Here is a 24,200-nt window from a genome sequence, read left to right on the forward strand (position 1 = left end):
GCAACAGGGGTGACGAGGGCTGCCGAGTGGCGGGGCGACCCTCGCGTGCGGGGCGCCGCGCGGCGCCCGCGGGGCGGGTCACGGCGTCTGGTGCAGCACCGTGTGCTGGACGCGCTCGAAGACGTGGGTGATCGCGGGGTTGCTGCCCGCGGCATGCGCGTCCACCGGATTGAGTATCAGGAGCAGCAGGCTGACGAAGGCGAGCGTCGGCAGGGCGAGCGCCCACCAGGGCAGCCGGACGTCGACACGGCCCGAGGTCGCCGGGTGGGGCCGGGGGTGCGTGTGGGCCGACATTGCCGCCTCCGTGGATCTTCGGGTGGTCCGTGATCCGCGTCCTCGCGGCCACAACTCGAAGCTACGGAATCCGGGGCGCTCAACCCATCCGGTGATCCACCCACTTGACCCTGACACTCGCCCCCTAGGGGATGGGGGGTTAACCCCACCATCCGCCCGTCGGGCCGGCGGTCACGGTGAGGCGATGGTCGCGATGATGCCGATGATCACGGTGATGGCGAGGAATGTGCCGAAGACGAGCAGCATCTTCTTCTGGCCGTTCGGGGGGTTCGGTTCGAGCACAGGCATGACGTCAGTCTCGCACCCTTCGTCCGGGCCTCACGGGTGGGGGTCGGCTCGGACGGACCCGCATGGGTGGCCTCAGGGGGCGGTGCCGGCGGCTCCCGCCCGAAGTGGTCACGGTCGGCGGCGGGCGGCCTCGTCCTCCACGGTGCGGTTGCGGCCCGCCAGGATGCCCACCGCGATCTGCGGGACCATCAGCCCCGCCATCAGGGCGAGGGGCAGGCCCCAGCCGCCGCTGTGCTGGTAGAGCACGCCCACCAGGAGCGGGCCGGGGATCGAGAGCAGGTAGCCGGTGCTCTGGGCGAACGCCGAGAGCTTGGCGACGCCCGCGCCGGTCCTGGCGCGCATGCCCACCAGGGTGAGGGCGAGGGGGAAGGCGCAGTTGGAGACGCCGAGCAGGAGGGCCCAGGCCCAGGCGCCGGCCGCCGGGGCGAGGTAGAGGCCCGCGTATCCCGCGAGTCCGCAGGCGCCGAGCGCGACCACGATGGGCCCCTGGTGGGGCAGCCGGGTGGCGAGGCGCGGGATGACGAAGGCCAGCGGTACGCCCATCACCATCGTGACGGCGAGGAGCAGCCCGGCCGTGCCGGCGGAGACGCCCGCGTCGCGGAAGATCTGCGCCATCCAGCCCATCGTGATGTACGCGGCGGTGGCCTGGAGCCCGAAGAAGACGGCGAGCGCCCAGGCGGTACGGCTGCGGGTGATGCGCAGGTCGTCGGGCTCCCGTCGGGCGGGCGTACCCCTCCCCGCCTCGGTACGGGGTCCGGGGGTGCCGCTCGCGGATGCGGCACCCCGCGCGCGTACGAGCGGAATCCAGGGCACCACGGCCGCCGCGGCGAGCCCCGCCCACACCGCGAGCCCGGACTGCCAACGGCCGCCCAGGGCGTCGGTCACCGGCACGGTCACGGCGGCCGCGGCCGCGGTGCCGAGCGCCAGGGCCATCGAGTACAGGCCGGTCATGGAGCCGACCCGGTCCGGGAACCAGCGCTTGACGATCACCGGCATCAGGACGTTGCTGACGGCGATGCCCATGAGGGCGAGCGCGGTGGCGGCCAGGAAGCCGGCCGTGTTCCCGGCGTACGGGCGGATCGCCAGGCCCGCCGTGATGGCGACCATGCCCGCGCAGACGACCGCGCCCGGCCCGAAGCGCCGGGCGAGGCGGGGTGCCATGACGCCGAAGACGGCGAAGCAGAGGGGCGGCACGGAGGTGAGCAGGCCGGCGACGCTGCCGCTCATGCCGAGCCCGTCCCGCACCTCTTCGAGGAGGGCGCCGAGGCTGGTGATCGCGGGACGCAGGTTGAGGGCCGTGAGGACGATGCCGACGACCACCAGACGCGTCGTCCACGCGCGCGTGGCGGGCGTCTGGCTCCCCGGCCCCTCGGGCCGCGTGCCCGCGGACGTGCGTATCGGTGGGGACGTCGTAGTCCGGGTTTCCTCGGCAGTCATGGCGCCATCATAGAATCATGGGATGATTGGGTGTCCAATTCATTGGGTGTCCTATCCCCTTGCGTTAATCTCCGGAGCCTCCGGCCCGGCGCGATCGAACCACCCCGGGCCCGTACGAAGGACCGTCATGCCGCTGAGCCACCCCCGCCGTTCGGCGCTGTCCGAGCAGGTCATCAATGAGCTGCGGAACCAGATCACCTCGGGCGAGTGGCCGGTGGGCTCCCGCATCCCCACCGAGCCGGAGCTGGTCGAGCAACTCGGCGTCGCCCGCAACACGGTCCGCGAGGCCGTCCGCGCGCTCGCCCACAACGGCCTGCTCGACATCCGGCAGGGCTCCGGCACCTACGTCGTGGCGACCAGCGAGCTCGCGGGCGTGATGCACCGGCGCTTCGCGGACGCCGACCCGCGGCACATCGCCGAGCTGCGCTCCACGCTGGAGTCGAGCGCCGCGAAGCTGGCCGCCGAGCGGCGCACCGAGCGCGATCTCAAGCAGCTGGACGCCCTCCTCGTACGCCGTGAGGAGGCCTGGGAGTCGGGCGACGCGGAGGCCTTCGTGGCCGCCGACGCGACCTTCCATCTGGCGGTGGTGGCCGCGTCCCACAACGACGTCATGACGGCGATGTACGCGGACCTGGGCGAGGTGCTGCGCGACTGGCTGCGCGAGGACGTAGGCGAGAAGCTGACGCCGGAGACGTACATGGACCACGCCCGGCTCGTCGACGCGATCCGCGCGGGCGACGCGCAGTCCGCCGCCAGGGAGGCCGCGGACTATCCGTTCCTGTGCCGCCCGGGACGGCTCGGCGGGCAGGTTCCGGACCTCACTTCTCGTGGCTGATCCAGACCGAGCGGATCTCCTTCCAGCACCGGCCGGCCAACCGCACCGTCGCCGCGGGCGCGGTGTCGACGGGGGCGCTGTCGGTGTCGATGTCCCACCAGCGGGCGCACTCGATGTGCAGGGAGACGTGGTCCGTCTCCGGGTATGGGTTGTGGCAGTAGGCGACCACGCGGGAGCCGGTGACAGTGGTGCGGCACTCGGCACCGAACAGCTCTGGCGCAGTGAGCTTTTCGTGCCCCCCGCGCGCGTGGGGTACCGCGTCGTACGGCAGGGCCATCACGAGAGCGGCAGCGGCGAACACCGGAGCAAAGCGGCGGGACAGGCGCACAAGGGGGACCTCCTCGGCCGTACGGCTGCGGGGCGGTGCGTCCTCCCAGCGTGCGCGGTAGGCCACCCCGACCGCCCGGCCGAGTGGGCCGAACGGGCGACGCCCCGCTCCCCGCACAGGGCGGGGAAACGGGGCGTCGGAACCGTACGAAAGCGCTTACACGAACGTTTACGCACCGATCGCGTGCAGGCCGCCGTCCACGTGGATGATCTCGCCCGTGGTCTTCGGGAACCAGTCGCTCAGCAGTGCGACGACACCGCGGCCGGCCGGCTCCGGGTCCTTGAGGTCCCACTCCAGGGGGGCGCGGGAGTCCCACACGGCGGCGAGCTCGCTGAAGCCCGGGATGGACTTGGCGGCCATGGAGCCGAGCGGGCCCGCCGAGATGAGGTTGGAGCGCACGTTCTGCTTGCCCAGGTCGCGGGCGAGGTAGCGGTTGGTGGCCTCCAGGGCCGCCTTGGCCGGGCCCATCCAGTCGTACTGCGGCCAGGCGTACTGCGCGTCGAAGGTGAGGCCGACCACCGCGCCGCCGTTCTGCATCAGCGGCAGGCAGGCCATGGTCAGCGACTTCAGGGAGAACGCCGAGACGTGCATGGCCGTGGCGACCGACTCGAACGGCGTGTTCAGGAAGTTGCCGCCGAGCGCGTCCTGCGGCGCGAAGCCGATGGAGTGCACGACGCCGTCGAGGCCGCCCAGCTCCTCGCCGACGATGTCGGCAAGGCGGCCGAGGTGCTCGTCGTTGGTGACGTCGAGCTCGATGACCTTGGTGGGCTTGGGGAGCTTCTTGGCGATGCGCTCGGTCAGCGTGGGCCGCGGGAAGGCGGTCAGGATGATTTCGGCGCCCTGCTCCTGGGCCAGCTTGGCGGTGTGGAAGGCGATGGAGGACTCCGTCAGCACACCGGTGATCAGGACGCGCTTGCCCTCGAGAATTCCGCTCATGGTGTTCAGTGACCCATTCCCAGTCCGCCGTCAACAGGGATGACGGCTCCAGTGATGTACGAGGCGTCGTCCGAGGCGAGGAACCGCACCGTCGCGGCGATCTCCTCGGGCTGCGCGTACCGGCCCAGCGGCACCTGCGACACGATGTTCGCACGCTGGTCGTCGGTGAGCGCCTGGGTCATGTCCGTGTCGACGAAACCGGGCGCGACGACGTTGAAGGTGATGTTGCGCGAGCCGAGCTCTCGGGCGAGCGAGCGCGCGAAACCGACCAGGGCGGCCTTGGAGGCGGCGTAGTTCGCCTGCCCCGCCGAGCCGAGCAGCCCGACGACCGACGAGATGAGGACGACGCGGCCCTTCTTGGCGCGCAGCATGCCGCGGTTGGCGCGCTTGACGACGCGGAAGGCGCCCGTGAGGTTGGTGTCGATGACCGAGGTGAAGTCCTCCTCGGACATGCGCATCAGCAGCTGGTCCTTGGTGACGCCGGCGTTGGCGACGAGGACCTCGACCGCGCCGTGCTCGGCCTCGATCTCCTTGTAGGCCTGCTCCACCTGCTCGGTGTCGGTGATGTCGCACTTGACGGCAAGGAAGCCGGCCGGCGGCTCACCCGACCGGTATGTGATCGCGACCTTGTCGCCGGCCTCGGCGAACGCGCGGGCGATGGCGAGGCCGATGCCCCGGTTGCCTCCGGTGACGAGAACCGAGCGGCTCAACGGATCACCCTTTCGATAGCGGACTGGAACCCCTGCAAGACAGGCGCCTTCATCGAAAACCTATCGGTCGAGCCCGCCGGGCGAAGAAGCGGGCACCGACAGTGGGACCGGGGACTCGCTGTCGGATCCCTACAGAAAGTGCTGGCCGCGCGGCCGAAAGATGCGGCAGGCGTCGGAAAGACGTGGCCGCCGGGCCCGCCCGCGCGACATGATCGGACCGACAGGCCACGACAGCAGGGAGACCTCCGTGCCTCATTCCATCGACGAAGCCTTCACGGCACTACCGCTGCGTGCCTTGGCCGACGCCGCGCTCGCGCGGGCGCGGGCGCTCGGCGCCGAACACGCGGACTTCCGGTTCGAGCGGGTGCGCAGCGCGGCCTGGCGGCTGCGGGACGCCAAGCCGGCCGGGTCGTCCGACACCACGGACCTCGGGTACGCGGTGCGGGTGGTGCATGGCGGGACCTGGGGATTCGCGTCGGGTGTCGACCTGACGATGGACGCCGCCGCGAAGGTCGCGTCGCAGGCCGTGGCGATGGCGAAGCTGTCCGCCCAGGTGATCAAGGCGGCCGGGTCCGACGAGCGAGTGGAGCTGGCGGACGAGCCGGTGCACGCCGACAAGACGTGGATCTCCTCGTACGAGATCGATCCCTTCTCCGTGCCGGACGAGGAGAAGGCCGGGCTGCTCGCCGACTGGAGCGCGCGGCTGCTGGCGGCCGATGGCGTCAATCACGTCGACGCCTCGCTGCTGACCGTGCACGAGAACAAGTTCTACGCGGACACCGCCGGGACCGTGACCACGCAGCAGCGCGTGCGGCTGCACCCGCAGCTCACCGCGGTCGCGGTCGACGAGTCCAGCGGCGAGTTCGACTCGATGCGGACCATCGCGCCGCCGGTCGGGCGCGGCTGGGAGTACCTGACCGGCACCGGCTGGGACTGGGAGTCCGAGCTGGCGCGGATCCCGGAGCTGCTCGCCGAGAAGATGCGGGCGCCGAGCGTCGAGGCGGGGGTGTACGACCTCGTCGTCGACCCGTCCAACCTGTGGCTGACCATCCACGAGTCCATCGGCCACGCCACCGAGCTGGACCGCGCCCTGGGCTACGAGGCGGCGTACGCCGGGACCTCCTTCGCCACCTTCGACCAGCTGGGCAAGCTGAAGTACGGCTCCGAGCTGATGAACGTCACCGGCGACCGCACCGCCGAGCACGGTCTCGCGACCATCGGGTACGACGACGAGGGTGTCGCCGCGCAGTCCTGGGATCTCGTGAAGGACGGGACGCTCGCCGGCTACCAGCTGGACCGGCGCATCGCGAAGCTGACCGGGTTCGAGCGGTCCAACGGCTGCGCGTACGCCGACTCCCCCGGGCATGTGCCCGTGCAGCGCATGGCGAACGTGTCGCTTCAGCCGGATCCGGGCGGCCTGGCCACCGAGGACCTCATCGGCGGCGTCGACCGCGGCATCTATGTCGTCGGCGACCGGTCCTGGTCCATCGACATGCAGCGCTACAACTTCCAGTTCACCGGGCAGCGGTTCTTCAAGATCGAGAACGGCCGGATCACCGGTCAGCTGCGCGATGTCGCGTACCAGGCGACGACCACCGACTTCTGGGGTTCGATGGCCGCGGTGGGCGGCCCGCAGACGTATGTCCTGGGCGGTGCCTTCAACTGCGGCAAGGCCCAGCCGGGCCAGGTCGCCGCGGTCTCGCACGGCTGCCCGTCCGCCCTCTTCAAGGGTGTCAACATCCTCAACACCACGCAGGAGGCCGGTCGATGAGCGCCCGTACGAACAAGCCGCACGAGGTCGTCGAGCGTGCCCTCGAACTCTCCCGGGCCGACGGCTGCGTGGTGATCGCCGACGAGGAGTCGACGGCCAACCTCCGCTGGGCGGGCAACGCGCTGACCACGAACGGGGTCACGCGCGGGCGCACGCTGACCGTCATCGCCACCGTCGACGGCCGCGAGGGCACCGCGTCCGGCGTCGTCTCGCGCTCGGCCGTGACCGCCGACGAGCTGGAGCCGCTGGTGCGCGCCGCGGAGGCCGCGGCGCGCGGCGCGGGTCCGGCCGAGGACGCCCAGCCGCTCGTCTCGGGCGTGCCGGAGTCCCCCGACTTCACGGACGCGCCCGCCGAGACCTCGTCCGCCGTCTTCGCGGACTTCGCGCCGGCCCTCGGCGAATCGTTCGCACGCGCGCGTGCGGGCGGACGCGAGCTGTACGGCTTCGCCAACCACGAGCTGGTCTCCAGCTATCTCGGTACGTCGACAGGGCTGCGCCTGCGGCACGACCAGCCCAAGGGCACGCTGGAGCTCAACGCCAAGTCGCCGGACCGTACGCGATCGGCGTGGGCCGGCCGGTCGACGCGGGACTTCAAGGACGTCGACCCTGCGGCGCTGGACGCCGAGCTGGCGGTACGGCTCGGCTGGGCGGAGCGGCGCGTGGACCTGCCCGCGGGGCGGTACGAGACGCTGCTGCCGCCGACCGCCGTCGCGGACCTGCTGATCTACCAGATGTGGTCGGCGGCGGCCCGGGACGCGGCGGAGGGCCGGACGGTCTTCAGCAAGCCCGGCGGCGGCACCCGCGTCGGCGAGAAGCTCACCGACCTGCCGCTGACGCTGCGCAGCGACCCGAACGAGCCGGGTCTGGAGTGCGCCCCCTTCGTCCTCGCGCACTCCTCCGGCGACGACGCGTCCGTGTTCGACAACGGGCTGCCCCTCACGGCCACCGAGTGGGTCCGCGAGGGCGAGCTGAAGCACCTGTCGACCACCCGGCACAGCGCGGAGCTGACCAAGCTCCCGGTGACGCCGTCGATCGGCAACCTCGTCCTGGACGGCGGCGAGGACCGCTCCCTGGAGGAGATGGTCGCCGCCACCGAGCGCGGTCTGCTGCTGACCTGCCTGTGGTACATCCGCGAAGTCGACCCGGCGACGCTGCTGCTGACCGGGCTGACCCGGGACGGCGTCTACCTCGTCGAGAACGGCCAGGTCGTCGGCGAGGTGAACAACTTCCGGTTCAACGAGTCGCCGGTGGACCTGCTGGGCCGGGCCACGGAGGCGGGGCGGACGGAAAAGACGCTGCCGCGGGAATGGAGCGACTGGTTCACCAGGGCTGCGATGCCCGCGCTGCGGGTGCCCGACTTCAATATGAGCTCTGTCAGCCAGGGCGTATAACCTCGTACCTGATTCACGAGACCACCGAAGGAGATACGAGAACCGTGACGGACATCGTCGACGAGCTGAAGTGGCGGGGCCTGTTCGCCCTGTCCACCGACGAAGATGCATTGCGCAAGGCGCTCGCGGACGGTCCGGTCACGTTCTATTGCGGCTTCGACCCGACCGCGGCCAGCCTGCACGTGGGGCACCTGGTGCAGGTCCTCACCATGCGCCGCCTTCAGCAGGCGGGCCTGCGCCCGCTCGCCCTGGTCGGCGGTGCGACGGGCCAGATCGGCGACCCGCGCCCGACGGCCGAGCGCACGCTGAACGACCCGGAGACGGTCGCGAACTGGGTGACCCGGCTGCGTTCACAGATCGAGCCGTTCCTGTCCTTCGAGGGCGAGAACGCCGCGGTGATGGTGAACAACCTCGACTGGACGGCCGGCCTGTCGGCGATCGAGTTCCTGCGGGACATCGGCAAGCACTTCCGCGTCAACAAGATGCTGACGAAGGACTCGGTCGCCCGCCGTCTGGAGTCCGAAGAGGGCATCAGCTACACGGAGTTCAGCTACCAGCTGCTGCAGGGCATGGACTTCCTGGAGCTGTACCGACGCCACGGCTGCACGCTGCAGCAGGGCGGCAGCGACCAGTGGGGCAACCTCACCGCGGGCCTCGATCTGATCCATCGCCTGGAGCCGCAGGCCCACGTGCACGCGCTGGCCACGCCGCTGATGGTCAAGGCGGACGGCACCAAGTTCGGCAAGACCGAGGGCGGCGCCATCTGGCTCGACCCGGAGATGACGACGCCGTACGCGTTCTACCAGTTCTGGCTGAACGTGGACGACCGGGACATCTCCACGTACATGCGGATCCTGTCCTTCAGGTCCCGCGAGGAACTCGAAGAGCTGGAGAAGCAGACCGAGGAGCGCCCGCAGGCCCGTGCCGCGCAGCGCGCGCTGGCCGAGGAGCTGACGACGCTGGTGCACGGCGCCGACCAGACGGCCGCCGTGATCGCCGCGTCCAAGGCGCTTTTCGGCCAGGGCGAGCTGTCTGAGCTCGACGAGAGGACGCTGGCCGCGGCCCTCTCCGAGGTGCCGCACGTCCGGGCGGCCGAGCTCGGTCCCGTCGTGGACCTCTTCGCCGAGGTCGGCCTGGTGGCGAGCAAGTCGGCCGCGCGTCGCACGGTCAAGGAGGGCGGGGCGTACGTGAACAACGTGAAGGTCTCCGCCGAGGACGCGGTCCCCGCCAAGGAGGACCTGCTGCACGGGCGCTGGCTTGTGCTGCGGCGGGGCAAGAAGAACCTGGCGGCGGTCGAGGTCACGGGCGGCTGAGCGAGCAAAGCGGGTCGAAGGGGTGGCCTCCCTGACGGGATGCCACCCCTTCGCCGTGCGTGACCGCCGTACCCGGCCTCAGACGCGTTGCTGCTTCTTGTTGCCCCACATCGCCATGTACGCCATGTCGCCGAGGAACACGATGATGATCGCGGCCACGAGCTGGAACAGGTGCCGCATCCAGTCGATGCCCGCGGTGGCCTCCACGCCGACCGCGCGGGCGACCGCGTTGCCGACGATCGCGCCGAGGATGCCGAAGATGGTGGTCAGCCAGAGGGGGCTGTGCTGCTTGCCGGGGATGATCGCTTTCGCGATCAGGCCCAGCACGAATCCCACGATGATCGCCCACAACCAGCCCATGGCTGCCTCCTTGTACGGCTCGACGTGAGCATTACGCCCAGTCTCGGGCCGTCCCACGTACGGCGCATGTCGGGCGGAGCCATACGCGGTACGACGCATCATGTCCACCCCGTCAGGACATGCCCCGGTCTCGAACGCGACGCAGCCGCGGCGTAACGTGGAGGTTGTTCGGGTCGGCTTCATCAACCGGGTCCGGACCGGGTACGGACCGGGGAGCGTCCGACGGCAGGCGGGTGGTGGAACGTGATGCGGAAGCAGAGCAATGTCCAGGTCTTCCGGATCACCGGGGCCAGGCAGGGGCTCGACGAGGACGTACGCGGCAGGCAGCGCCGCTATGTCATCTCGATGTCCGTGCGCACGGTCGCCGTGATCCTCGCCGCCACGCTCTGGAACGTCGAGCGGCCTGTCGCCCTCGTCGCGCTGGTACTCGGGTTGGTTCTCCCTTACGTCGCCGTCGTCATCGCCAACGCGGGACGGGAGAACGCGCCGTCGCTTCCCTCGACCTTCGTCGCCGCTCCCAACCGCCCGATGATCGCTCCGCCGCGCGAGGACGGCTTCGCGGAATCCGTCCCCGGGGACGGCCCGGAAGACATCCCGGAGGACGTCGTGGCCGACCCGGGGGCACGGCTGCGGGGCGAGCCGCACGACCTGAGCTGACCCGGACGCGACCCCGACCTGACCACGGAGGATCCTCCGAAAACGGAATCCCGCCGCGCATCAAGCTCAAGAAAAGCTCAGATCAATCATGTTGTTCCGGTGCCGGGCGACGGGTTACCCGTGACATACTTCGTACGCGCTCCGCATCCCCCGTCGGAGCGACGGACCGACGCCGGGCAGCTCCCCCCGTGGCTGCTCGGCGTCGCCATTTCGGGGCCGTCTAGGGTTGAGGCGTGAATCTCCCGCTCCCCGATGCCTCGCCCGCCCCCGCCACTCCTCAGTGCTCGGCCAAGGGCTGCCGTGCCGACGCCGTGTGGGTGCTCGCCTGGAACAACCCGAAGCTGCACACGCCGGAGCGCCGCAAGACGTGGCTCGCGTGCGAGGAGCACCGCGAGCAGCTGTCCGCGTTCCTCGGTGTACGCGGGTTCCTGAAGGACGTGGTGCCCTTGGCGGAGTGGGAGTCCGCAGGGAGTTAGCCGCCGATCGCCGACATCGGCCGGTCCGGCTGCACGAACGACGGATCGTCCAGACCCGCGCCTGCCTTCTTGCCCCACATCGCGAGGCGCCATATGCGGGCTATCTCCTCGTCAGGGGCGTCCGAGCGCAGCGCGGCGCGCAGATCGGTCTCCTCGGTGGCGAACAGGCAGGTGCGGACCTGGCCGTCGGCGGTGAGCCGCGTACGGTCGCAGGCCGAGCAGAACGGGCGGGTGACCGAGGCGATCACGCCGACGCGGTGCGGGCCGCCGTCGACGAGCCAGCGCTCGGCGGGCGCGGAGCCGCGCTCACCGGCACCCTCCTCGGTGAGCTCGAACCGCGTGCGCAGTGCGGTGAGGATGTCACCGGCGGTGACCATGCCCTCCCGCTTCCAGCCGTGCTGGGCGTCCAGGGGCATCTGCTCGATGAAGCGGAGTTCGTAGTCGTGCTCCACCGCCCAGGCGAGGAGGTCCGGGGCCTCGTCCCCGTTCAGACCCGGCATCAGGACCGTGTTGACCTTGACCGGGGTCAGGCCGGCGTCGCGGGCGGCTTCGAGGCCCTCGATGACGTCCTTGTGGCGGTCGCGGCGGGTGAGGGTCTTGAAGACGTCGGGGCGCAGGGTGTCCAGCGAGACGTTCACCCGGTCCAGGCCCGCTGCCTTCAGGGCGGTCGCGGTGCGCTTGAGCCCGATGCCGTTGGTCGTCAGGGACATCTGGGGGCGGGGAGCGAGCGCGGCGACCCGCTCGACGATGCCGACCAGGCCGGGGCGCAGCAGGGGCTCGCCGCCGGTGAAGCGGACCTCGGTGATGCCGAGGCTGGTCACCGCGATGTCTATCAGGCGGACGATCTCGTCGTCCGTGAGCAGATCGGGCTTGGCCAGCCACTGCAGGCCCTCTTCGGGCATGCAGTACGTGCACCGGAGATTGCACCTGTCGGTCAGCGAGACGCGCAGGTCGGTGGCCACTCGGCCGTAGGTGTCGATGAGCACGTGGGCCCCCTCCCTCGATGCGGATCACATTTGTTCAGACACCTGCGAGCCTACGTGACGGGACTGACATCGACAGCGGCCCGATCCCACGAGGTACGGCGCGGCCCCGTCGTAGGGACCTACTAGTAGTGATCCACCAGCGGCTACGACGGGGCCGTCGACGGCGCGGCTCAGTGCGCTCCGGTGCCCGTCAAGGAGCGGACCTCCAGCTCGGCGTACTTGCCGGCGTCCGGCTCCTCCTTGGACAGGACGGTGCCCAGCCAGCCGAGCAGGAAGCCGACCGGGATGGAGATCAGTCCGGGGTTCTCCAGCGGGAACCAGTGGAAGTCGACGTCCGGGAACATCGAGGTGGGCTTGCCGGAGACCACCGGCGAGAACAGCACCAGGCCGACCGCGGTGACCAGACCGCCGTAGATCGACCAGAGCGCGCCCGGCGTGGTGAACCTCTTCCAGAAGAGGCTGTAGAGGATCGTCGGCAGGTTGGCGGAGGCGGCGACCGCGAAGGCGAGCGCGACGAGCCCCGCGACGTTCAGGTCACGGGCGAGGGCGCCCAGCACGATGGATACGGCGCCGATGCCCACCGTCGCGTACCGGGCGGCGGTCATCTCCTGTTTCTCGGTGGCCTGCCCCCTCTTGATGACGTTCGCGTAGATGTCGTGCGCGAAGGAGGAGGACGAGGCCAGCGTCAGGCCCGCGACGACCGCGAGGATCGTGGCGAAGGCGACGGCGGAGATGGAGGCGAGCAGGATGGCGCCCCAGCTGGAGTCGACGCCTCCCAGATGCAGTGCCAGCAGGGGTGCCGCCGTGTTGCCCGCCTTGTTGGACGCGATGATCTCGTCCGGTTTGATCAGCGCGGCGGCGCCGAAGCCGAGTGCGAGGGTCATCAGGTAGAAGGCGCCGATGAGGCCGATCGCCCAGTTCACCGACTTCCGCGCGGTCTTGGCGGTGGGCACGGTGTAGAAGCGGATCAGGATGTGCGGCAGGCCCGCGGTGCCGAGGACCAGTGCCATGCCCAGGGAGATGAAGTCGAGCTTGGTCGTGGACGTGGCGCCGTACTTGAGGCCGGGCTCCAGGAAGGGCGCGCCCTTGCCGCTGTTGTCGGCCGCCTTGCCGAGCAGGTCGGAGATGTTGAAGTTGAACTTCAGCAGCACCAGGAAGGTGAGCAGCAGGGCGCCGATGATCAGCAGGACGGCCTTGACCATCTGCACCCAGGTGGTGCCCTTCATGCCGCCGATGGTGACGTAGACGATCATCAGGACGCCGACGAGGGCGACGATGCCGATCTTGCCGCCGTCGCTGGTGATGCCGAGGAGCAGCGAGACCAGGACGCCGGCGCCCGCCATCTGGGCCAGCAGATAGAAGATCGACACGACGATCGTGGAGGTGCCCGCGGCCGTACGGACCGGGCGCTGGCGCATGCGGTACGCGAGGACGTCGCCCATGGTGTACCGGCCGGAGTTGCGCAGCGGCTCGGCGACCAGCAGCAGCGCCACCAGCCAGGCGACCAGGAAGCCGATGGAGTACAGGAAGCCGTCGTACCCGAAGAGGGCGATCGCGCCCGCGATGCCGAGGAAGGACGCGGCGGACATGTAGTCGCCGGAGACGGCGAGGCCGTTCTGGAAGGCGGTGAACTGGCGGCCGCCCGCGTAGAAGTCGGCGGCGCTCTTGGTCTGGCGGCCGGCCCAGACGGTGATGACGAGGGTCGCGGCGACGAACACCGCGAACAGGCTGATGATCAGTGGCCGGTGCTGGCTGGCCTCTCCGGCCGCCAGAAAAGTCTGTGCGGAGCTCATGCGCCGCCCTCCATCCGGGACTTGATGGCCTCGGCCTTGGGGTCGAGCTTCGCGTTGGCGTACCGCGAGTACCACCAGGCGATGAGGAACGTGGTGAGGAACTGGGCGAGACCGAACACGAAGGCGACGTTGATGTTGCCGAACAGCTTGGTGCCCATGAAGCCGCCCGCGTAGTTCGAGAGCAGGACGTACAGCAGGTACCAGAGGATGAAGCCGACGGTCAGCGGAAAGGCGAAGGAGCGGTAGGAGTGGCGCAGTTCACCGAACTCCGCGCTCTCCTGCACCTCGGTGAACTCCTCGGTGGAGGGAAGGGAAGGTCCGGATTTCGAGGGTGGCGGTGCGTCGGTGGCCACGGCGGTGTCTCCTCGCGTTGCGGGTGCGGTTGCGACAGCGGACGGGGGCGAGTCGGAACTCGCGGACGGGGACGAGCCGGAACTCGCCGACGGGGACGGGTGGGGTACGGACATGGCTCTTCTTGACCTCGCAGTGACGTAGATCACGTAACCGAGTGGCGATGGTAGAGCCACGGAGCGTGATCCGACAGAGGGCTCGATCGTCCTCGGGCTCCCTGCTCAAGGTCACGGCGCCACGCGTGGACCGGTTCAACTCCCCCGACTTCTTTCGGAAGTCATCGCCGGAAGTCATTGCTGGCCAGGTCGGAGGGGGGATAGCTTCGGCCTGCACCACTCCGTCATGTACCTGCCCGGGCACCACCTGTGTTCGGGCAGCTCCGTTTTCCGGATGGTATGGAGATCCCATGGCTCATCTGCTGCGTTCCAGACGTCGGCTCGCCCTCGCCGTGCCGGTGGTCCTCTCGCTGACCGCCTCGCTCGGCTTCCTGCCGGGCGCCGCGTCGGCCACGCCGCTCACCGCGCCCGCCACGACGACCGCGGACGGCCCGAACCTGGCCTACGTGGTCAACACCCAGACGGACCACCGCACGATCGAGTCGGTGAAGAAAGCGATCACGGCGGCCGGCGGCACCGTCGTCATCGCGTACGAGAAGATCGGCGTGATCGTCGTCCATTCCGCCAACCCGGACTTCGGGAAGCAGATACGCGCGGCCCGCGGAGTGCAGTCGGCGGGCGCGACGCGGACCGCGCCGCTGACGCCCGCGGGGACGACCGACGAGGGCGCGGCACAGGTGCTGTCGGCCGCTCAGGCGGCCAAGGTCTCGCAGAGCGCCACGGCCGGGGAGGAGCCGCTGGAGGCCGACCAGTGGGACCTGCGCGCGATAGGCGCCGACAAGGCGGCGAAGATCAACCCGGGCAGCAAGGACGTGACGGTCGCCGTGATCGACGTCGGCGTGGACGACACCCACCCGGACATCGCCCCGAACTTCTCCGCCTCACAGTCCGCGAATTGTGTGGGCGGCAAGCCGGACACCACGTACGGCGCCTGGCGGCCCGTGGACGCCGACCACTACCACGGGACGCATGTCGCCGGTGAGATCGCCGCGGCCCGCAACGGTATCGGTGTCGCCGGTGTCGCGCCCGGCGTGAAGGTCGCGGGCATCACGGTGGCCGAACCGGACTCCACCCAGCTCTTCTACCCGGAGAGCGTCGTCTGCGCCTTCGTCTTCGCCGCCGACCACGGCGTGGAGATCACCAACAACAGCTACTACGTCGACCCGTGGCTCTACAACTGCCTCGACGATCCCGACCAGAAGGCCATCGTCGATGCGGTCAACCGGGCTCAGCTGTACGCTCAGAAGAAGGGCACCCTGAACGTCGCGGCGGCGGGCAACTCCAACGACGACCTCGACTCGGACGCGCTCGTCGACAGCTCCAGCCCCGATGACTCGACCCCGGCCACCCGGACGGTCGACCCGCACCAGTGCTTCGACGTGCCGACCCAGCTGCCGGGCGTCGTCACGGTGAGCTCGACCGGCGTCAAGGGTGCCAAGTCGTACTTCTCCAGTTACGGAGACGGGGTCATCGACGTGTCGGCACCGGGCGGCGACAAGTACCAGATCCCGGACACGCCGTCGCAGAACGGCCGCATCCTCTCCACGATGCCGAACAACCAGTACGGCTTCCTCCAGGGCACCTCGATGGCCACGCCGCACGTCGCCGGTGTCGCGGCGCTGCTGAAGTCCGAGTACCCCCGGGCCACCCCGGCTCAGCTCCAGGCGCTGCTCAAGGCCGAGGCGGACAACCCGGGTTGCCCGGCCGACCCGTACGACGGGAACGGCGACGGCGTCGTGGACGCCACCTGCGCGGGCGGCAAGCGCGTGAACGGCTTCTACGGATTCGGGATCGTCAACGCACTGCGCGCGGTCAAGTGAGCCGAAGTAGCGGCCGCCAGGCCACCTACCGGTCTCTGATCGCACGTTGAGCTTCCGCACGGCTCGCCCAGCGTGTACAGCCTCCGCACGGCTCGTACGGCGTGTACAGCTCCGCACGGCTCGTACGGCGTGTACAGCCTCCGCACGGCTCGCACGGCTCGTCCCGCGAATTGAACTGGAGATTTCATGACCGCGCGCTACCAGCGCTCCCGTCGCGCCATAGCCATCCCGCTGGGGATGGCCACGGCCACGGCCCTCGCCTTCCTGCCGAACGTCACCGCGTCGGCCACGGAGGTCGAGGCGCCCCAGCAGGTCGCCGCCGCCGACGCGGCCTCGCTCAGCTATGTCGTCAACGTCCGCCCCGGGCACAGCACGTCCGCCTCCGTCAAGAAGGCCATCGCCGCGGCGGGCGGCACGATCGTGACGTCGTACGACCAGATCGGCGTGATCGTCGTCCACTCGTCGAACGCCGACTTCGCCAAGACGATCCGTGGCGTACGCGGGGTGGAGTCGGCCGGGAACACGCGCAACGCGCCGCTGCCCGCGCAGTCGACCACCGACGTGGGCACCCCGAAGGCGCTCACCGCGCAACAGGAGCAGTCCGCGAGCGCCGAAGCCACCGATGGGCAGGATCCGTTGGAGCCCTTGCAGTGGGACCTGCCCGCCATCAAGGCGGACAAGGCGCACGAGAAGACGCTCGGCAGCCGCGACGTCACCGTCGCCGTGATCGACACCGGCGTCGACGACACCCACCCCGACATCGCGCCGAACTTCGACCGCGACGCGTCGGTCAACTGCGTGACGGGCAAGCCGGACACCGCCGACGGGGCCTGGCGTCCCACCACCGGGGAGAGCCCGCACGGCACGCATGTGGCGGGCGAGATCGCGGGTGCCAAGAACGGCGTCGGCATCACCGGTGTCGCGCCGGGCGTGAAGGTCGCCGGCATCAAGGTGGCCACCACCGCCGGCTACTTCTACACGGAGGCCGTGGTCTGCGGCTTCGTGTGGGCGGCCGAGCACGGCGTCGACGTCACCAACAACAGCTATTACACCGACCCCTGGTACTTCAACTGCAAGGACGACCCGGACCAGAAGGCCCTGGTCGACGCGATCACGCGCGCTTCGCAGTACGCGGAGCGGAAGGGCGCGGTCAACGTCGCGGCGGCGGGCAACGAGAGCTACGACCTGGCGGCCGACTCGATCACCGACCCGGTCTCCCCGAACGACGGGACCCCGTCGGACCGGGTGATCGACCCGTCCAAGTGCTATGACATTCCCACCCAGTTGCCGGGCGTGGTCACCGTCGCCGCGACCGGCGCCAAGGGCCTCAAGTCGTCCTTCTCGAACTACGGCCGGGGCGTCATCGACATCGCCGCGCCCGGCGGCGACTCGACGCGCTACCAGACCCCGGCGCCGCCCGCCACGAGCGGTCTGATCCTCGGCCCGCTGCCCGGCGGCACATGGGGCTACATGGCCGGTACGTCGATGGCGACCCCGCATGTCGCGGGTGTGGCCGCCCTCATCAAGTCGACGCATCCGCACGCCCCGGCCGCGCTGGTGAAGGCGCTGCTGTACGCCGAGGCCGACGCCACGCCGTGCACCGACCCGTACGACATCGACAGCGACGGCAAGGTCGACGCGGTGTGCGAGGGCCCGAAGAACCGTAACGGCTTCTACGGCTGGGGCACCGCGGACGCGCTGGACGCGGTGACGAAGTAGGGCTTGTGTGCAGATGGTTCGGGCCGGGCGGACGATCCGCCCGGCCCGGCCGTCCGATACGGCCGTACTACAGGGCGCGCGTCGACAAGGCGGTCAGCCGGTGGACGGCGGCGGCCTCGGCGCCGCCCGAGCCGAAGAAGGCGAAGCCAGCGGTCGAGTGCGAGATACCGCTGCACGTCTACCGGGGCGTCGGCGGCAGCTACGTCGCCGAAGTCGCCCTCGCACAGGGATGGGAGCTGCGCCCGACGGACGTGCGCAAGGAGGTGCGCCTGTGGTGGGCGGCCGCCTCCCCTGTTGACGGCATCCACCCGGCATAGTGCCTGTATGACGCATTCACCGATGGCTGGTGTGTGGGAGGAACTGGGCGGCGATCCCGCGCTCCTTCACCGGGTTTCGACCGTGGTGCGGCCGGGCGCGCTGGAGGCGCGGCTGCCCGTACGGGAGCTGGCGCGGGCCTGCGTGGGCGTGTGCGCGCTGGCGGGGGCAGAGCTCGGGGCGCGGCGGGCCGGGCTCGCGGAGGTCCCACGCGTACGGGTGGACGACGGGGCCGTGGCCACCGCGTTCGTGAGTGAGCGGCATCTGCTGATCGACGGGCGGGCGCCCGTCACCTTCGCTCCGTTGTCCCGGTTCTGGCGGACTGCCGACGGGTGGGTGCGCACGCACGCGAACTATCCGCATCACCGGGCGCGGCTGCTGGGCGCGTTGGGGCTGGCGGACGACGCGACGGTCGAGGACGTCGCCGGTCTGCTCGCCGAGCGGTCGGCGTCGGAGGTGGAGGAGACGGTGAACGGCGCCGGGGGCCTCGCCGTCGCGCTGCGTACGGCCGTGGAGTGGGCCGCACATGAGCAGGGGATCAGGGTGGCCGGACGGCCGCTGGTCGAGCGCGAGCGCGTGGACTCCGTTCGCGCGCGGGTGCTCGCCCCGCTCGACGGTGATCCCCTGCTGCCCGCCTCCGGAGTCCGCGTCCTGGACCTGACCCGGGTCATCGCGGGCCCGGTCGCCACCCGCACGCTCGCCCTGCTGGGCGCGGACGTCCTGCGCGTGGACGCGCCGCAGTTGCCCGAACACTCCGACGCGCACGCCGACACGGGCTTCGGGAAGCGGTCGGCGACGCTGGACCTGGCGGCCGACCGGCGCGTCTTGGAGGACCTGCTCGCGGCGGCGGACGTGGTCGTCACCGGGTACCGGCCGGGCTCCCTGGACCGGTTCGGGCTCTCGCCCGAGGCGCTGGCCGAGCGCAGACCGGGGCTGGTCGTGGCGCAGTTGTCGGCGTGGGGGGCGTATGGGCCGTGGGGGGAGCGGCGCGGGTTCGACAGCCTGGTGCAGGTCGCCACGGGCATCGCGGCGGTCGAGGGGTCGCCGGAGCGGCCTGGTGCGCTGCCCGCGCAGGCCCTCGATCACGGCACCGGGTATCTGCTGGCCGCCGCGGTGCTCCGTGCGCTCATCGAGCAGGGGGACGAGGGCGGTACGCGGCTCGTACGGGCCGCCCTGGCGCGGACGGCCGCGTGGTTGGTGAACGGGCTGAACGGGCTGAACGGGCTGAACGGGCTCGTACATGATGAGGGAGCCGCGGGCTCCGGTTCGGCCGCCGACTCCGGGTCGGCCGATGATGCCCGTTCGGCCGCGGGCTCCCGTTCGGCTGTCGGCTCCGGTTCGGCTGTCGGCTCCAGTTCGGCCGCCGACTCCGGTGACGAGCCCGGCCGTTGGCTCGCCGAGCGGGACAGCGGGATCGGGCGGCTGCGGTACGCCCTGCCGCCCGTCTCCTTCGCCGGCGGACCGGCCGACTGGGCGCGACCGCCGGGGCCTTGGGGGACGGATCCGGCCCGCTGGGCCGGACAGGCCTGAGCCGTCGGGCGGCCGGATACGTACCCATGGGTGGAATGCCGCACCCCCACTTGTTTTCGCGCACTTGCCCCGTTCTGTGGCACCTGGCGAAGATCTCGAGGTGACCTTGATACGACCGCCAGCCGAGGGGACGGACGCGAGCGAGCCGGCGCGGCGCCGGGCCACCGCACGGGCCGTCGCCGTGCTCGCGCTGGTGGCCGGGGCGGCCCTGATCCCGCTGCTCGGCCCGCGTACCGCGCTGGACGGTACGGGCGAGGCCGCGGCCCCCGGCGTGGGCGGCATCGCCCTGCTGCGTGCCGTGCTGTTCACGGCGCTGTGCGTCCCCGCCGGCGAACTGTTCGTGGCGCGGCTGGCCCGCCGGGTGCCGGGGGCGCCCCTGGCGGACGTGCCCCGCAGCTGGGCGCCCCGCACCGCCGCCGCTGGGTTCGTCGCCGCGCTGGGGCTCGCCTCGGTCGTGGCCACCGGCAATCTGCTGCCCCACCACCTCTCCGACTTGGACCTCGGCGGGCTCTACCGAACCCGGGACGGGAAACTGGCGCTCCTGGAGGTCAACGCGTTCGCGGCGGCATGGCTGTGCGCCCGCTCGCGCCGGCCGGGCACCCAGGTGTGGCCGCTGGCCGCCCTGGTGGTCGCGGAGGCGCTGCGCGCCCATCCCGCCACGGAGCACGGCCCGCTCGTCGGCTCCGGTCTGACGCTCCTTCACGTGACCTGCGCCGCGCTGTGGGCGGGCGGTCTGCTGCACGTTCTGCGGATGCTGCGGAGATGGCGTCCTTCGGCGGCGGGTGCGGCGCTGCTCGGCCTCTACGCGCGCGTGGCGGCCGTCCTGTTCGCCGCGATCACGGCGACGGGCACATGGAGCGCGCTGCGCCGCATTCCGCCGGGCACCGTCCTGGACCAGCTGACCGCGACGGCCTACGGGCGCACCCTGCTCGCCAAGGTGCTCCTCGTGGCCGTCGTGGCCGTCCTCGCCCTGTGCGCCCGCCTCCGGCTGCGCCGCGCGGCGGACCCGCTCAGCGCCTACGCCCCCGCGCGCGCGGAGGTCGTGGCGCTGGGCGCGGTGGTGGTGGTCTCGGCGGTGCTGACGGCGCTGCCGCTGCCCATCAGATGGTCATGAGCCAGCAGGCCGAGCCTCCGACGGTCAAAGCGAGGGGTGAAGAGTCGGGCGGTCAGGAACCGTTGGTGATGAGCACCTTGAGCGCGGTCCGCTCGTCCATCGCCTTGTAGCCCTCGGGCACACCCTCCATGCCGACGGTCATGTCGAACACGGGCGACGGGTCGATGGTTCCGTCGAGGACGTCCGGCAGCAGCTCCGGGATGTAGGCGCGCACGGGCGCGACACCGCCGCGCAGGGCGATGTTCCGGTCGAACATGACGCTCAGGTCCAAGCCCGTACCGCTGCCGTGCGGGACCCCGACGAAACCGATGGCGCCACCGTCGCGGGTGATGTTCACGGCCGTCTTCATGGACTGCTCGGTGCCGACCGCCTCGACGACGCAGTGCGCGCCCTGGCCTGCGGTCAGCTCCCGCACGGCCTCGACGGCCGCGGCGCCCCGCTCGGCGACGACGTCCGTGGCGCCGAAGCTCCGTGCGATGTCCGTACGCACCTGGTGGCGTCCGAGCGCGATGATCCGCTCGGCACCGAGCCGCTTGGCCGCCAGCACGGCGCACAGCCCGACGGCCCCGTCGCCGACGACGGCGACGGTGGCGCCCTTGCGGACCCCGGCGCCCAGGGCCGCGTGATGGCCCGTGCCCATGACGTCGGAGAGCGTCAACAGGGCGGTCAGCAGGTGGTCGTCGGATGCCGCGTCCTTGGGCAGTTGTACGAGGGTGCCGTCGGCGAAGGGCACGCGCACGGCCTCGCCCTGCCCGCCGTCGTACCCGACCGCGCCCCAGAAGCCGCCGTGCTCGCACGACGTGGTGAGCCCTTCGCGGCAGTAGTCGCAAGAGCCGTCGGACCACATGAAGGGCGCGACGACCAGGTCACCGCGCCGGACACCGGTCACCTCGGAGCCCGTCTCCTCGACGACGCCGAGGAACTCGTGCCCGATCCGCTGCCCCGGCTGCCGGGCCGCCTCGCCGCGGTACGCCCACAGGTCGCTGCCGCAGATGCAGGCGCGCAGTACCCGGACGACCGCGTCGGTGGGCAGCTGCACGATGGGCTCGGGCACGTCCTCCACGCGCATGTCGTACGGGGCGTGGATGGTGGTGGCGCGCATGGCGAGGGTCCTTCTCGTGCGGGGCGTCGGTGGATGCGCTCAGGGGGTGGTTGAGCGCATCTCACCGTACGCCGCCGCCGGCGCGGTCCGCGCGCCGAGGGTGCCCAGCACGCCGCGGACCAGCAGATACTGGGCGGCGGCGTAGGTGAGCATGATCCAGAAGTCCGGCCTCGGGAGCTGCGGCCAGTCGGCGACGCCGGTGGCGATGAGGGTGTCCGAGAGCATGAAGAGGGCGCCGCCGAGACCCGCGACGAGGCCGAGCCGGGTGGCCCCGTACGCCATCGCGGTCAGCAGCAGGCTGTAGCCCGCGACCGGGACGCGCAGACCGGCGGGCAGGTCGGGCCACAGGAGGGTGACGGTGGCGACGAGGGCGAGGGCGTACACAGTCGCGAGCCGGGCTCCACGCGCGCGTGGAGTTCGCGGAGCTCTCCGGAAGAGCAGGAGGTAGCACACATGCCCCGCCGCGAAGGAGGCCATCCCCACGAGGAAGGCCGGGTCCGCGTCGGACAGGAGCAGGACGTCGCCGCCCCAGCCGCAGAGCAGGGCGGCGACCAGCAGGCGCGGGCCACCGCGTACGCCCGCGTGGGCGGCGAGCAGCGGCATCAGGAGGGGCTTGGCGATCCGGTGCCCGGCGTCGTACCCGGCCGCCAGACAGACCAGGTCCACGACGGCCGCCACGACGAACGAGACGAGCAGCACGCGCGCGAGGCGTGGATTCACGCGACGGGCTCCGTGACCGGCGCCTTCGGGGCGGCCGGGGGCGCGGGCTGCCAGCCGGGCCCGCCGAAGACCCGCCCCGCCCGCTCGCGCCAACTCGTCGCCGCCCTCAGGTCCCTGGCGATGGCGGCGTACTCATGGGTGGCCACGCGCAGCGGGTTGTACGTGGCGATGTTCTTGGTGAGCCCGTAGACGGGCCGCTCGGTCTCGGGCACGAACGAGCCGAAGAGCCGGTCCCAGACGATGAGGATGCCCCCGAAGTTGCGGTCCAGGTAGCCGCCTTGGGAGGCGTGGTGGACGCGGTGGTGGGAGGGCGTGTTGAGGACGAACTCGAACCAGCGGGGCATCTTGTCGATCCGCTCGGTGTGGATCCAGAACTGGTAGACGAGGTTCGCGGACGAGCAGAACGCGAGCGCGGCGGGGTGCACGCCGAGGGCGATGAGCGGGACGTAGAAGGGCCAGACGGTGAGCGACGTCCAAGGCTGGCGCAGGGCGGTGGTGAGGTTGAACTTGCGGCTGGAGTGGTGGACGACGTGGCAGGCCCACAGGAGGCGGATCACGTGGTGGCCGCGGTGGGACCAGTAGTAGAAGAAGTCCTGCGCGAGCAGCATCAGCGGGACCGTCCACCACAGGACGGGCACCCGCAGGGGTGTCAGGGCGTAGATCGCCGAGTAGATCGCGACGATCGGGATCTTCCACAGGAAGTCGAAGACGAGGCTCCCGAGTCCCATGCCGACACTCGTCGCGGCATCCTTCGCCTCGTACCCCGCCTCCTCCTCGTCGGGATGGATGCGCAGGCTCACGATCTCGATGACGGTGAGCAGCACGAAGGCGGGTATCGACCAGACCACGACATCGGGGAGGTTCGGCATGGATGCACCGTAGAACCGCTGGTCGGCTGCCGCTAGACGTTGTTACCCACAAGTATTACCGGCGGTACGCGCTTGCTTCTTGGCGATCTCCGCCAATGGCCGACCGGCACCGGACCGTGCGCACACCGGGCACGGGCCGTGCCCCGTGCGCACACCGGGCACGGGCCGTGCCTGCCGGGGCTTCACACGCCCGCCGCTCCCAGCAGGGCTCCCGCCGCGTACGTCACCGCCATCGCCAGCGCTCCCCCGGCCACGTTCCGCAGCACCGCGGGACCCACGTGGGCCGCCCCCAGTCGCGCGCTGCTCCACCCGGTGAGCACGAGCGCGGCCAGCACCGACACGACGGTGACCCCGAGCCGCCAGGCCGCCGGCGGCAGCACGATCGCCAGCAGGGGCAGCAGGGCGCCGACGGTGAACGACAGGAAGCTCGCCCATGCCGCGTTCCACGGGTTGGTGAGCGCGTCCGGGTCGATGCCGAGCTCCACGCGCGCGTGGGTCCTCAGCGCGTCCCGCGCGGTGAACTGTTCCGCCGCCTCGCGGGCCACCTCCCGCGACAGGCCGCGCTGTTCCAGCAGCTCGGTCAGCTCCTCCAGCTCGGCCTCGGGCTGCTCCTTGAGCTCCCGTTTCTCCAGGGCCAGGGCGGCCAGCTCCGAGTCCCGCTGGGTGGAGACGGACACGTACTCGCCCGTCGCCATCGACATGGACCCGGCCAGCAGCCCCGCGAGCCCCGCCGTGAGCAGCGCGGAGCGGTCGCCGGTGGCGCCCGCGACGCCGACGACGAGGCCCGCGGTGGAGACGATGCCGTCGTTGGCGCCCAGAACCGCGGCTCGCAGCCAGTTCAGCCGCGATCCGAGCGCGCCTTGGTGGGCCTCGTCGTGCGTGGGTTCGGTCACACGGGGAGGATCGCACTCCGGCCGCCCCCAGCGGCGTACCGACCCGTCAGGTGTCACCACACCCGTACCGACCTGG

Annotated in this window: 25 protein-coding genes; 11 read left to right on the top strand and 14 right to left on the bottom strand. The window is 71.1% G+C overall.

Annotation, left to right across the window (positions count from 1 at the left end):
- Positions 1-78: 78 nt before the first annotated feature.
- The 3 genes from ACFVXA_RS32095 to ACFVXA_RS32105 form a co-directional block, all read right to left on the bottom strand.
- The gene (locus ACFVXA_RS32095; protein WP_362028057.1) at positions 79-294 is read right to left on the bottom strand and encodes a hypothetical protein; all 216 of its coding nucleotides are present in this window, start codon (positions 292-294) and stop codon (positions 79-81) included.
- A gap of 171 nt (positions 295-465) precedes the next feature.
- Entirely contained in the window at positions 466-582 is a 117-nt protein-coding gene (locus ACFVXA_RS32100) for an SGM_5486 family transporter-associated protein (protein WP_268240483.1), read from the bottom strand.
- 108 nt (positions 583-690) lie between these two features.
- Complete coding sequence (locus tag ACFVXA_RS32105; protein WP_383745320.1) at positions 691-2,019, bottom strand: CynX/NimT family MFS transporter; 1,329 nt, start codon at positions 2,017-2,019, stop codon at positions 691-693.
- A 127-nt stretch (positions 2,020-2,146) separates the two neighbouring features.
- Between ACFVXA_RS32105 and ACFVXA_RS32110 the strand changes: the two genes are divergently transcribed.
- Complete coding sequence (locus ACFVXA_RS32110) at positions 2,147-2,854, top strand: FadR/GntR family transcriptional regulator (RefSeq protein WP_362028051.1); 708 nt, start codon at positions 2,147-2,149, stop codon at positions 2,852-2,854.
- On the opposite strand, the gene ACFVXA_RS32115 is transcribed toward ACFVXA_RS32110, so the two are convergent.
- The 3 genes from ACFVXA_RS32115 to fabG all read right to left on the bottom strand — a co-directional run bounded on the left by ACFVXA_RS32115 (position 2,838) and on the right by fabG (position 4,828).
- Positions 2,838-3,182 (bottom strand): hypothetical protein, encoded by a 345-nt coding sequence (locus tag ACFVXA_RS32115; protein WP_362028126.1) that lies wholly within the window; start codon positions 3,180-3,182, stop codon positions 2,838-2,840. The two genes, ACFVXA_RS32110 and ACFVXA_RS32115, sit on opposite strands and share 17 nt — an antisense overlap.
- Positions 3,183-3,350: 168 nt before the next feature.
- Positions 3,351-4,118 (bottom strand): enoyl-ACP reductase FabI, encoded by a 768-nt coding sequence (fabI, locus tag ACFVXA_RS32120; RefSeq protein WP_362028048.1) that lies wholly within the window; start codon positions 4,116-4,118, stop codon positions 3,351-3,353.
- Between the two features lie 5 nt (positions 4,119-4,123).
- On the bottom strand, positions 4,124-4,828 hold the full coding sequence (gene fabG / locus ACFVXA_RS32125; RefSeq protein WP_362028045.1) for a 3-oxoacyl-[acyl-carrier-protein] reductase: 705 nt from the start codon (positions 4,826-4,828) through the stop codon (positions 4,124-4,126).
- A gap of 208 nt (positions 4,829-5,036) precedes the next feature.
- Between fabG and ACFVXA_RS32130 the strand changes: the two genes are divergently transcribed.
- From ACFVXA_RS32130 to tyrS, 3 genes are read left to right on the top strand one after another with little or no spacing between them, the layout of a single operon-like run.
- The gene (locus ACFVXA_RS32130) at positions 5,037-6,599 is read left to right on the top strand and encodes a TldD/PmbA family protein (RefSeq protein ID WP_383745324.1); all 1,563 of its coding nucleotides are present in this window, start codon (positions 5,037-5,039) and stop codon (positions 6,597-6,599) included.
- Positions 6,596-7,990, top strand: coding sequence for a metallopeptidase TldD-related protein (locus ACFVXA_RS32135; protein WP_390028006.1), 1,395 nt, complete (start codon positions 6,596-6,598; stop codon positions 7,988-7,990). Before ACFVXA_RS32130 ends, ACFVXA_RS32135 begins: the two co-directional genes overlap by 4 nt.
- 44 nt (positions 7,991-8,034) lie before the next feature.
- A complete protein-coding gene (gene tyrS, locus ACFVXA_RS32140) occupies positions 8,035-9,303 on the top strand; it encodes a tyrosine--tRNA ligase (RefSeq protein ID WP_384023238.1) in 1,269 nt (422 codons plus the stop codon).
- 78 nt (positions 9,304-9,381) lie between these two features.
- On the opposite strand, the gene ACFVXA_RS32145 is transcribed toward tyrS, so the two are convergent.
- On the bottom strand, positions 9,382-9,663 hold the full coding sequence (locus tag ACFVXA_RS32145) for a GlsB/YeaQ/YmgE family stress response membrane protein (protein WP_384023235.1): 282 nt from the start codon (positions 9,661-9,663) through the stop codon (positions 9,382-9,384).
- A 246-nt stretch (positions 9,664-9,909) separates the two neighbouring features.
- On the opposite strand from ACFVXA_RS32145, the gene ACFVXA_RS32150 reads away from it, so the two are divergent.
- Positions 9,910-10,320: a DUF3099 domain-containing protein gene (locus tag ACFVXA_RS32150; protein ID WP_390028007.1), complete on the top strand. Its 411-nt coding sequence runs from the start codon at positions 9,910-9,912 to the stop codon at positions 10,318-10,320.
- A gap of 233 nt (positions 10,321-10,553) precedes the next feature.
- A complete protein-coding gene (locus tag ACFVXA_RS32155) occupies positions 10,554-10,796 on the top strand; it encodes a hypothetical protein (protein WP_390028009.1) in 243 nt (80 codons plus the stop codon).
- Here the strand turns inward: ACFVXA_RS32155 and moaA are convergent.
- From moaA to ACFVXA_RS32170, 3 genes are all read right to left on the bottom strand, one after another.
- Complete coding sequence (gene moaA, locus ACFVXA_RS32160) at positions 10,793-11,782, bottom strand: GTP 3',8-cyclase MoaA (protein ID WP_362028024.1); 990 nt, start codon at positions 11,780-11,782, stop codon at positions 10,793-10,795. The genes ACFVXA_RS32155 and moaA overlap by 4 nt on opposite strands.
- Before the next feature lie 170 nt (positions 11,783-11,952).
- A complete protein-coding gene (locus ACFVXA_RS32165) occupies positions 11,953-13,575 on the bottom strand; it encodes a cation acetate symporter (protein WP_362028021.1) in 1,623 nt (540 codons plus the stop codon).
- Positions 13,572-13,928: a DUF485 domain-containing protein gene (locus ACFVXA_RS32170; protein WP_362028019.1), complete on the bottom strand. Its 357-nt coding sequence runs from the start codon at positions 13,926-13,928 to the stop codon at positions 13,572-13,574. The genes ACFVXA_RS32165 and ACFVXA_RS32170 overlap by 4 nt, the downstream gene beginning before the upstream one ends.
- A gap of 404 nt (positions 13,929-14,332) precedes the next feature.
- On the opposite strand from ACFVXA_RS32170, the gene ACFVXA_RS32175 reads away from it, so the two are divergent.
- The 5 genes from ACFVXA_RS32175 (at position 14,333) to ACFVXA_RS32195 (ending at position 20,540) form a co-directional block, all read left to right on the top strand.
- Entirely contained in the window at positions 14,333-15,862 is a 1,530-nt protein-coding gene (locus ACFVXA_RS32175; protein ID WP_362028016.1) for a S8 family serine peptidase, read from the top strand.
- 186 nt (positions 15,863-16,048) lie between these two features.
- A complete protein-coding gene (locus ACFVXA_RS32180) occupies positions 16,049-17,581 on the top strand; it encodes a S8 family serine peptidase (RefSeq protein WP_390028010.1) in 1,533 nt (510 codons plus the stop codon).
- Positions 17,582-17,586: 5 nt separating this feature from the next.
- Positions 17,587-17,898 (top strand): hypothetical protein, encoded by a 312-nt coding sequence (locus ACFVXA_RS32185; protein ID WP_390028011.1) that lies wholly within the window; start codon positions 17,587-17,589, stop codon positions 17,896-17,898.
- Between the two features lie 7 nt (positions 17,899-17,905).
- Positions 17,906-19,426, top strand: coding sequence for a CoA transferase (locus ACFVXA_RS32190; protein WP_390028013.1), 1,521 nt, complete (start codon positions 17,906-17,908; stop codon positions 19,424-19,426).
- Between the two features lie 100 nt (positions 19,427-19,526).
- Positions 19,527-20,540 (top strand): CopD family protein, encoded by a 1,014-nt coding sequence (locus ACFVXA_RS32195; protein ID WP_362028008.1) that lies wholly within the window; start codon positions 19,527-19,529, stop codon positions 20,538-20,540.
- Between the two features lie 52 nt (positions 20,541-20,592).
- Here ACFVXA_RS32195 and ACFVXA_RS32200 read toward each other — a convergent pair whose 3' ends face one another.
- The 4 genes from ACFVXA_RS32200 to ACFVXA_RS32215 form a co-directional block, all read right to left on the bottom strand.
- Positions 20,593-21,642: a zinc-dependent alcohol dehydrogenase family protein gene (locus ACFVXA_RS32200; protein ID WP_390028015.1), complete on the bottom strand. Its 1,050-nt coding sequence runs from the start codon at positions 21,640-21,642 to the stop codon at positions 20,593-20,595.
- A gap of 39 nt (positions 21,643-21,681) precedes the next feature.
- Positions 21,682-22,362, bottom strand: coding sequence for a lysoplasmalogenase (locus ACFVXA_RS32205; protein WP_383745343.1), 681 nt, complete (start codon positions 22,360-22,362; stop codon positions 21,682-21,684).
- Complete coding sequence (locus ACFVXA_RS32210; RefSeq protein WP_383745346.1) at positions 22,359-23,231, bottom strand: sterol desaturase family protein; 873 nt, start codon at positions 23,229-23,231, stop codon at positions 22,359-22,361. The genes ACFVXA_RS32205 and ACFVXA_RS32210 overlap by 4 nt, the downstream gene beginning before the upstream one ends.
- A 182-nt stretch (positions 23,232-23,413) precedes the next feature.
- Positions 23,414-24,124: a VIT family protein gene (locus ACFVXA_RS32215; RefSeq protein WP_362027997.1), complete on the bottom strand. Its 711-nt coding sequence runs from the start codon at positions 24,122-24,124 to the stop codon at positions 23,414-23,416.
- Between the last annotated feature and the right edge of the window lie 76 nt (positions 24,125-24,200).

It is taken from the genome of Streptomyces sp. NPDC058246 (assembly GCF_042881985.1).
In the GTDB taxonomy this organism is placed as follows: Bacteria; Actinomycetota; Actinomycetes; order Streptomycetales; family Streptomycetaceae; genus Streptomyces.

Bases quoted from the DNA above. Each gene is read 5' to 3' on its own strand.
- ACFVXA_RS32095 (WP_362028057.1), bottom strand. From the start codon at position 294: ATGTCGGCCCACACGCACCCCCGGCCCCACCCGGCGACCTCGGGCCGT.
- ACFVXA_RS32100 (WP_268240483.1), bottom strand. From the start codon at position 582: ATGCCTGTGCTCGAACCGAACCCCCCGAACGGCCAGAAGAAGATGCTG.
- ACFVXA_RS32105 (WP_383745320.1), bottom strand. From the start codon at position 2,019: ATGACTGCCGAGGAAACCCGGACTACGACGTCCCCACCGATACGCACG.
- ACFVXA_RS32110 (WP_362028051.1), top strand. From the start codon at position 2,147: ATGCCGCTGAGCCACCCCCGCCGTTCGGCGCTGTCCGAGCAGGTCATC.
- fabI (WP_362028048.1), bottom strand. From the start codon at position 4,118: ATGAGCGGAATTCTCGAGGGCAAGCGCGTCCTGATCACCGGTGTGCTG.
- ACFVXA_RS32130 (WP_383745324.1), top strand. From the start codon at position 5,037: ATGATCGGACCGACAGGCCACGACAGCAGGGAGACCTCCGTGCCTCAT.
- ACFVXA_RS32135 (WP_390028006.1), top strand. From the start codon at position 6,596: ATGAGCGCCCGTACGAACAAGCCGCACGAGGTCGTCGAGCGTGCCCTC.
- ACFVXA_RS32145 (WP_384023235.1), bottom strand. From the start codon at position 9,663: ATGGGCTGGTTGTGGGCGATCATCGTGGGATTCGTGCTGGGCCTGATC.
- ACFVXA_RS32150 (WP_390028007.1), top strand. From the start codon at position 9,910: ATGCGGAAGCAGAGCAATGTCCAGGTCTTCCGGATCACCGGGGCCAGG.
- ACFVXA_RS32165 (WP_362028021.1), bottom strand. From the start codon at position 13,575: ATGAGCTCCGCACAGACTTTTCTGGCGGCCGGAGAGGCCAGCCAGCAC.
- ACFVXA_RS32175 (WP_362028016.1), top strand. From the start codon at position 14,333: ATGGCTCATCTGCTGCGTTCCAGACGTCGGCTCGCCCTCGCCGTGCCG.
- ACFVXA_RS32180 (WP_390028010.1), top strand. From the start codon at position 16,049: ATGACCGCGCGCTACCAGCGCTCCCGTCGCGCCATAGCCATCCCGCTG.
- ACFVXA_RS32190 (WP_390028013.1), top strand. From the start codon at position 17,906: ATGACGCATTCACCGATGGCTGGTGTGTGGGAGGAACTGGGCGGCGAT.
- ACFVXA_RS32200 (WP_390028015.1), bottom strand. From the start codon at position 21,642: ATGCGCGCCACCACCATCCACGCCCCGTACGACATGCGCGTGGAGGAC.
- ACFVXA_RS32210 (WP_383745346.1), bottom strand. From the start codon at position 23,231: ATGCCGAACCTCCCCGATGTCGTGGTCTGGTCGATACCCGCCTTCGTG.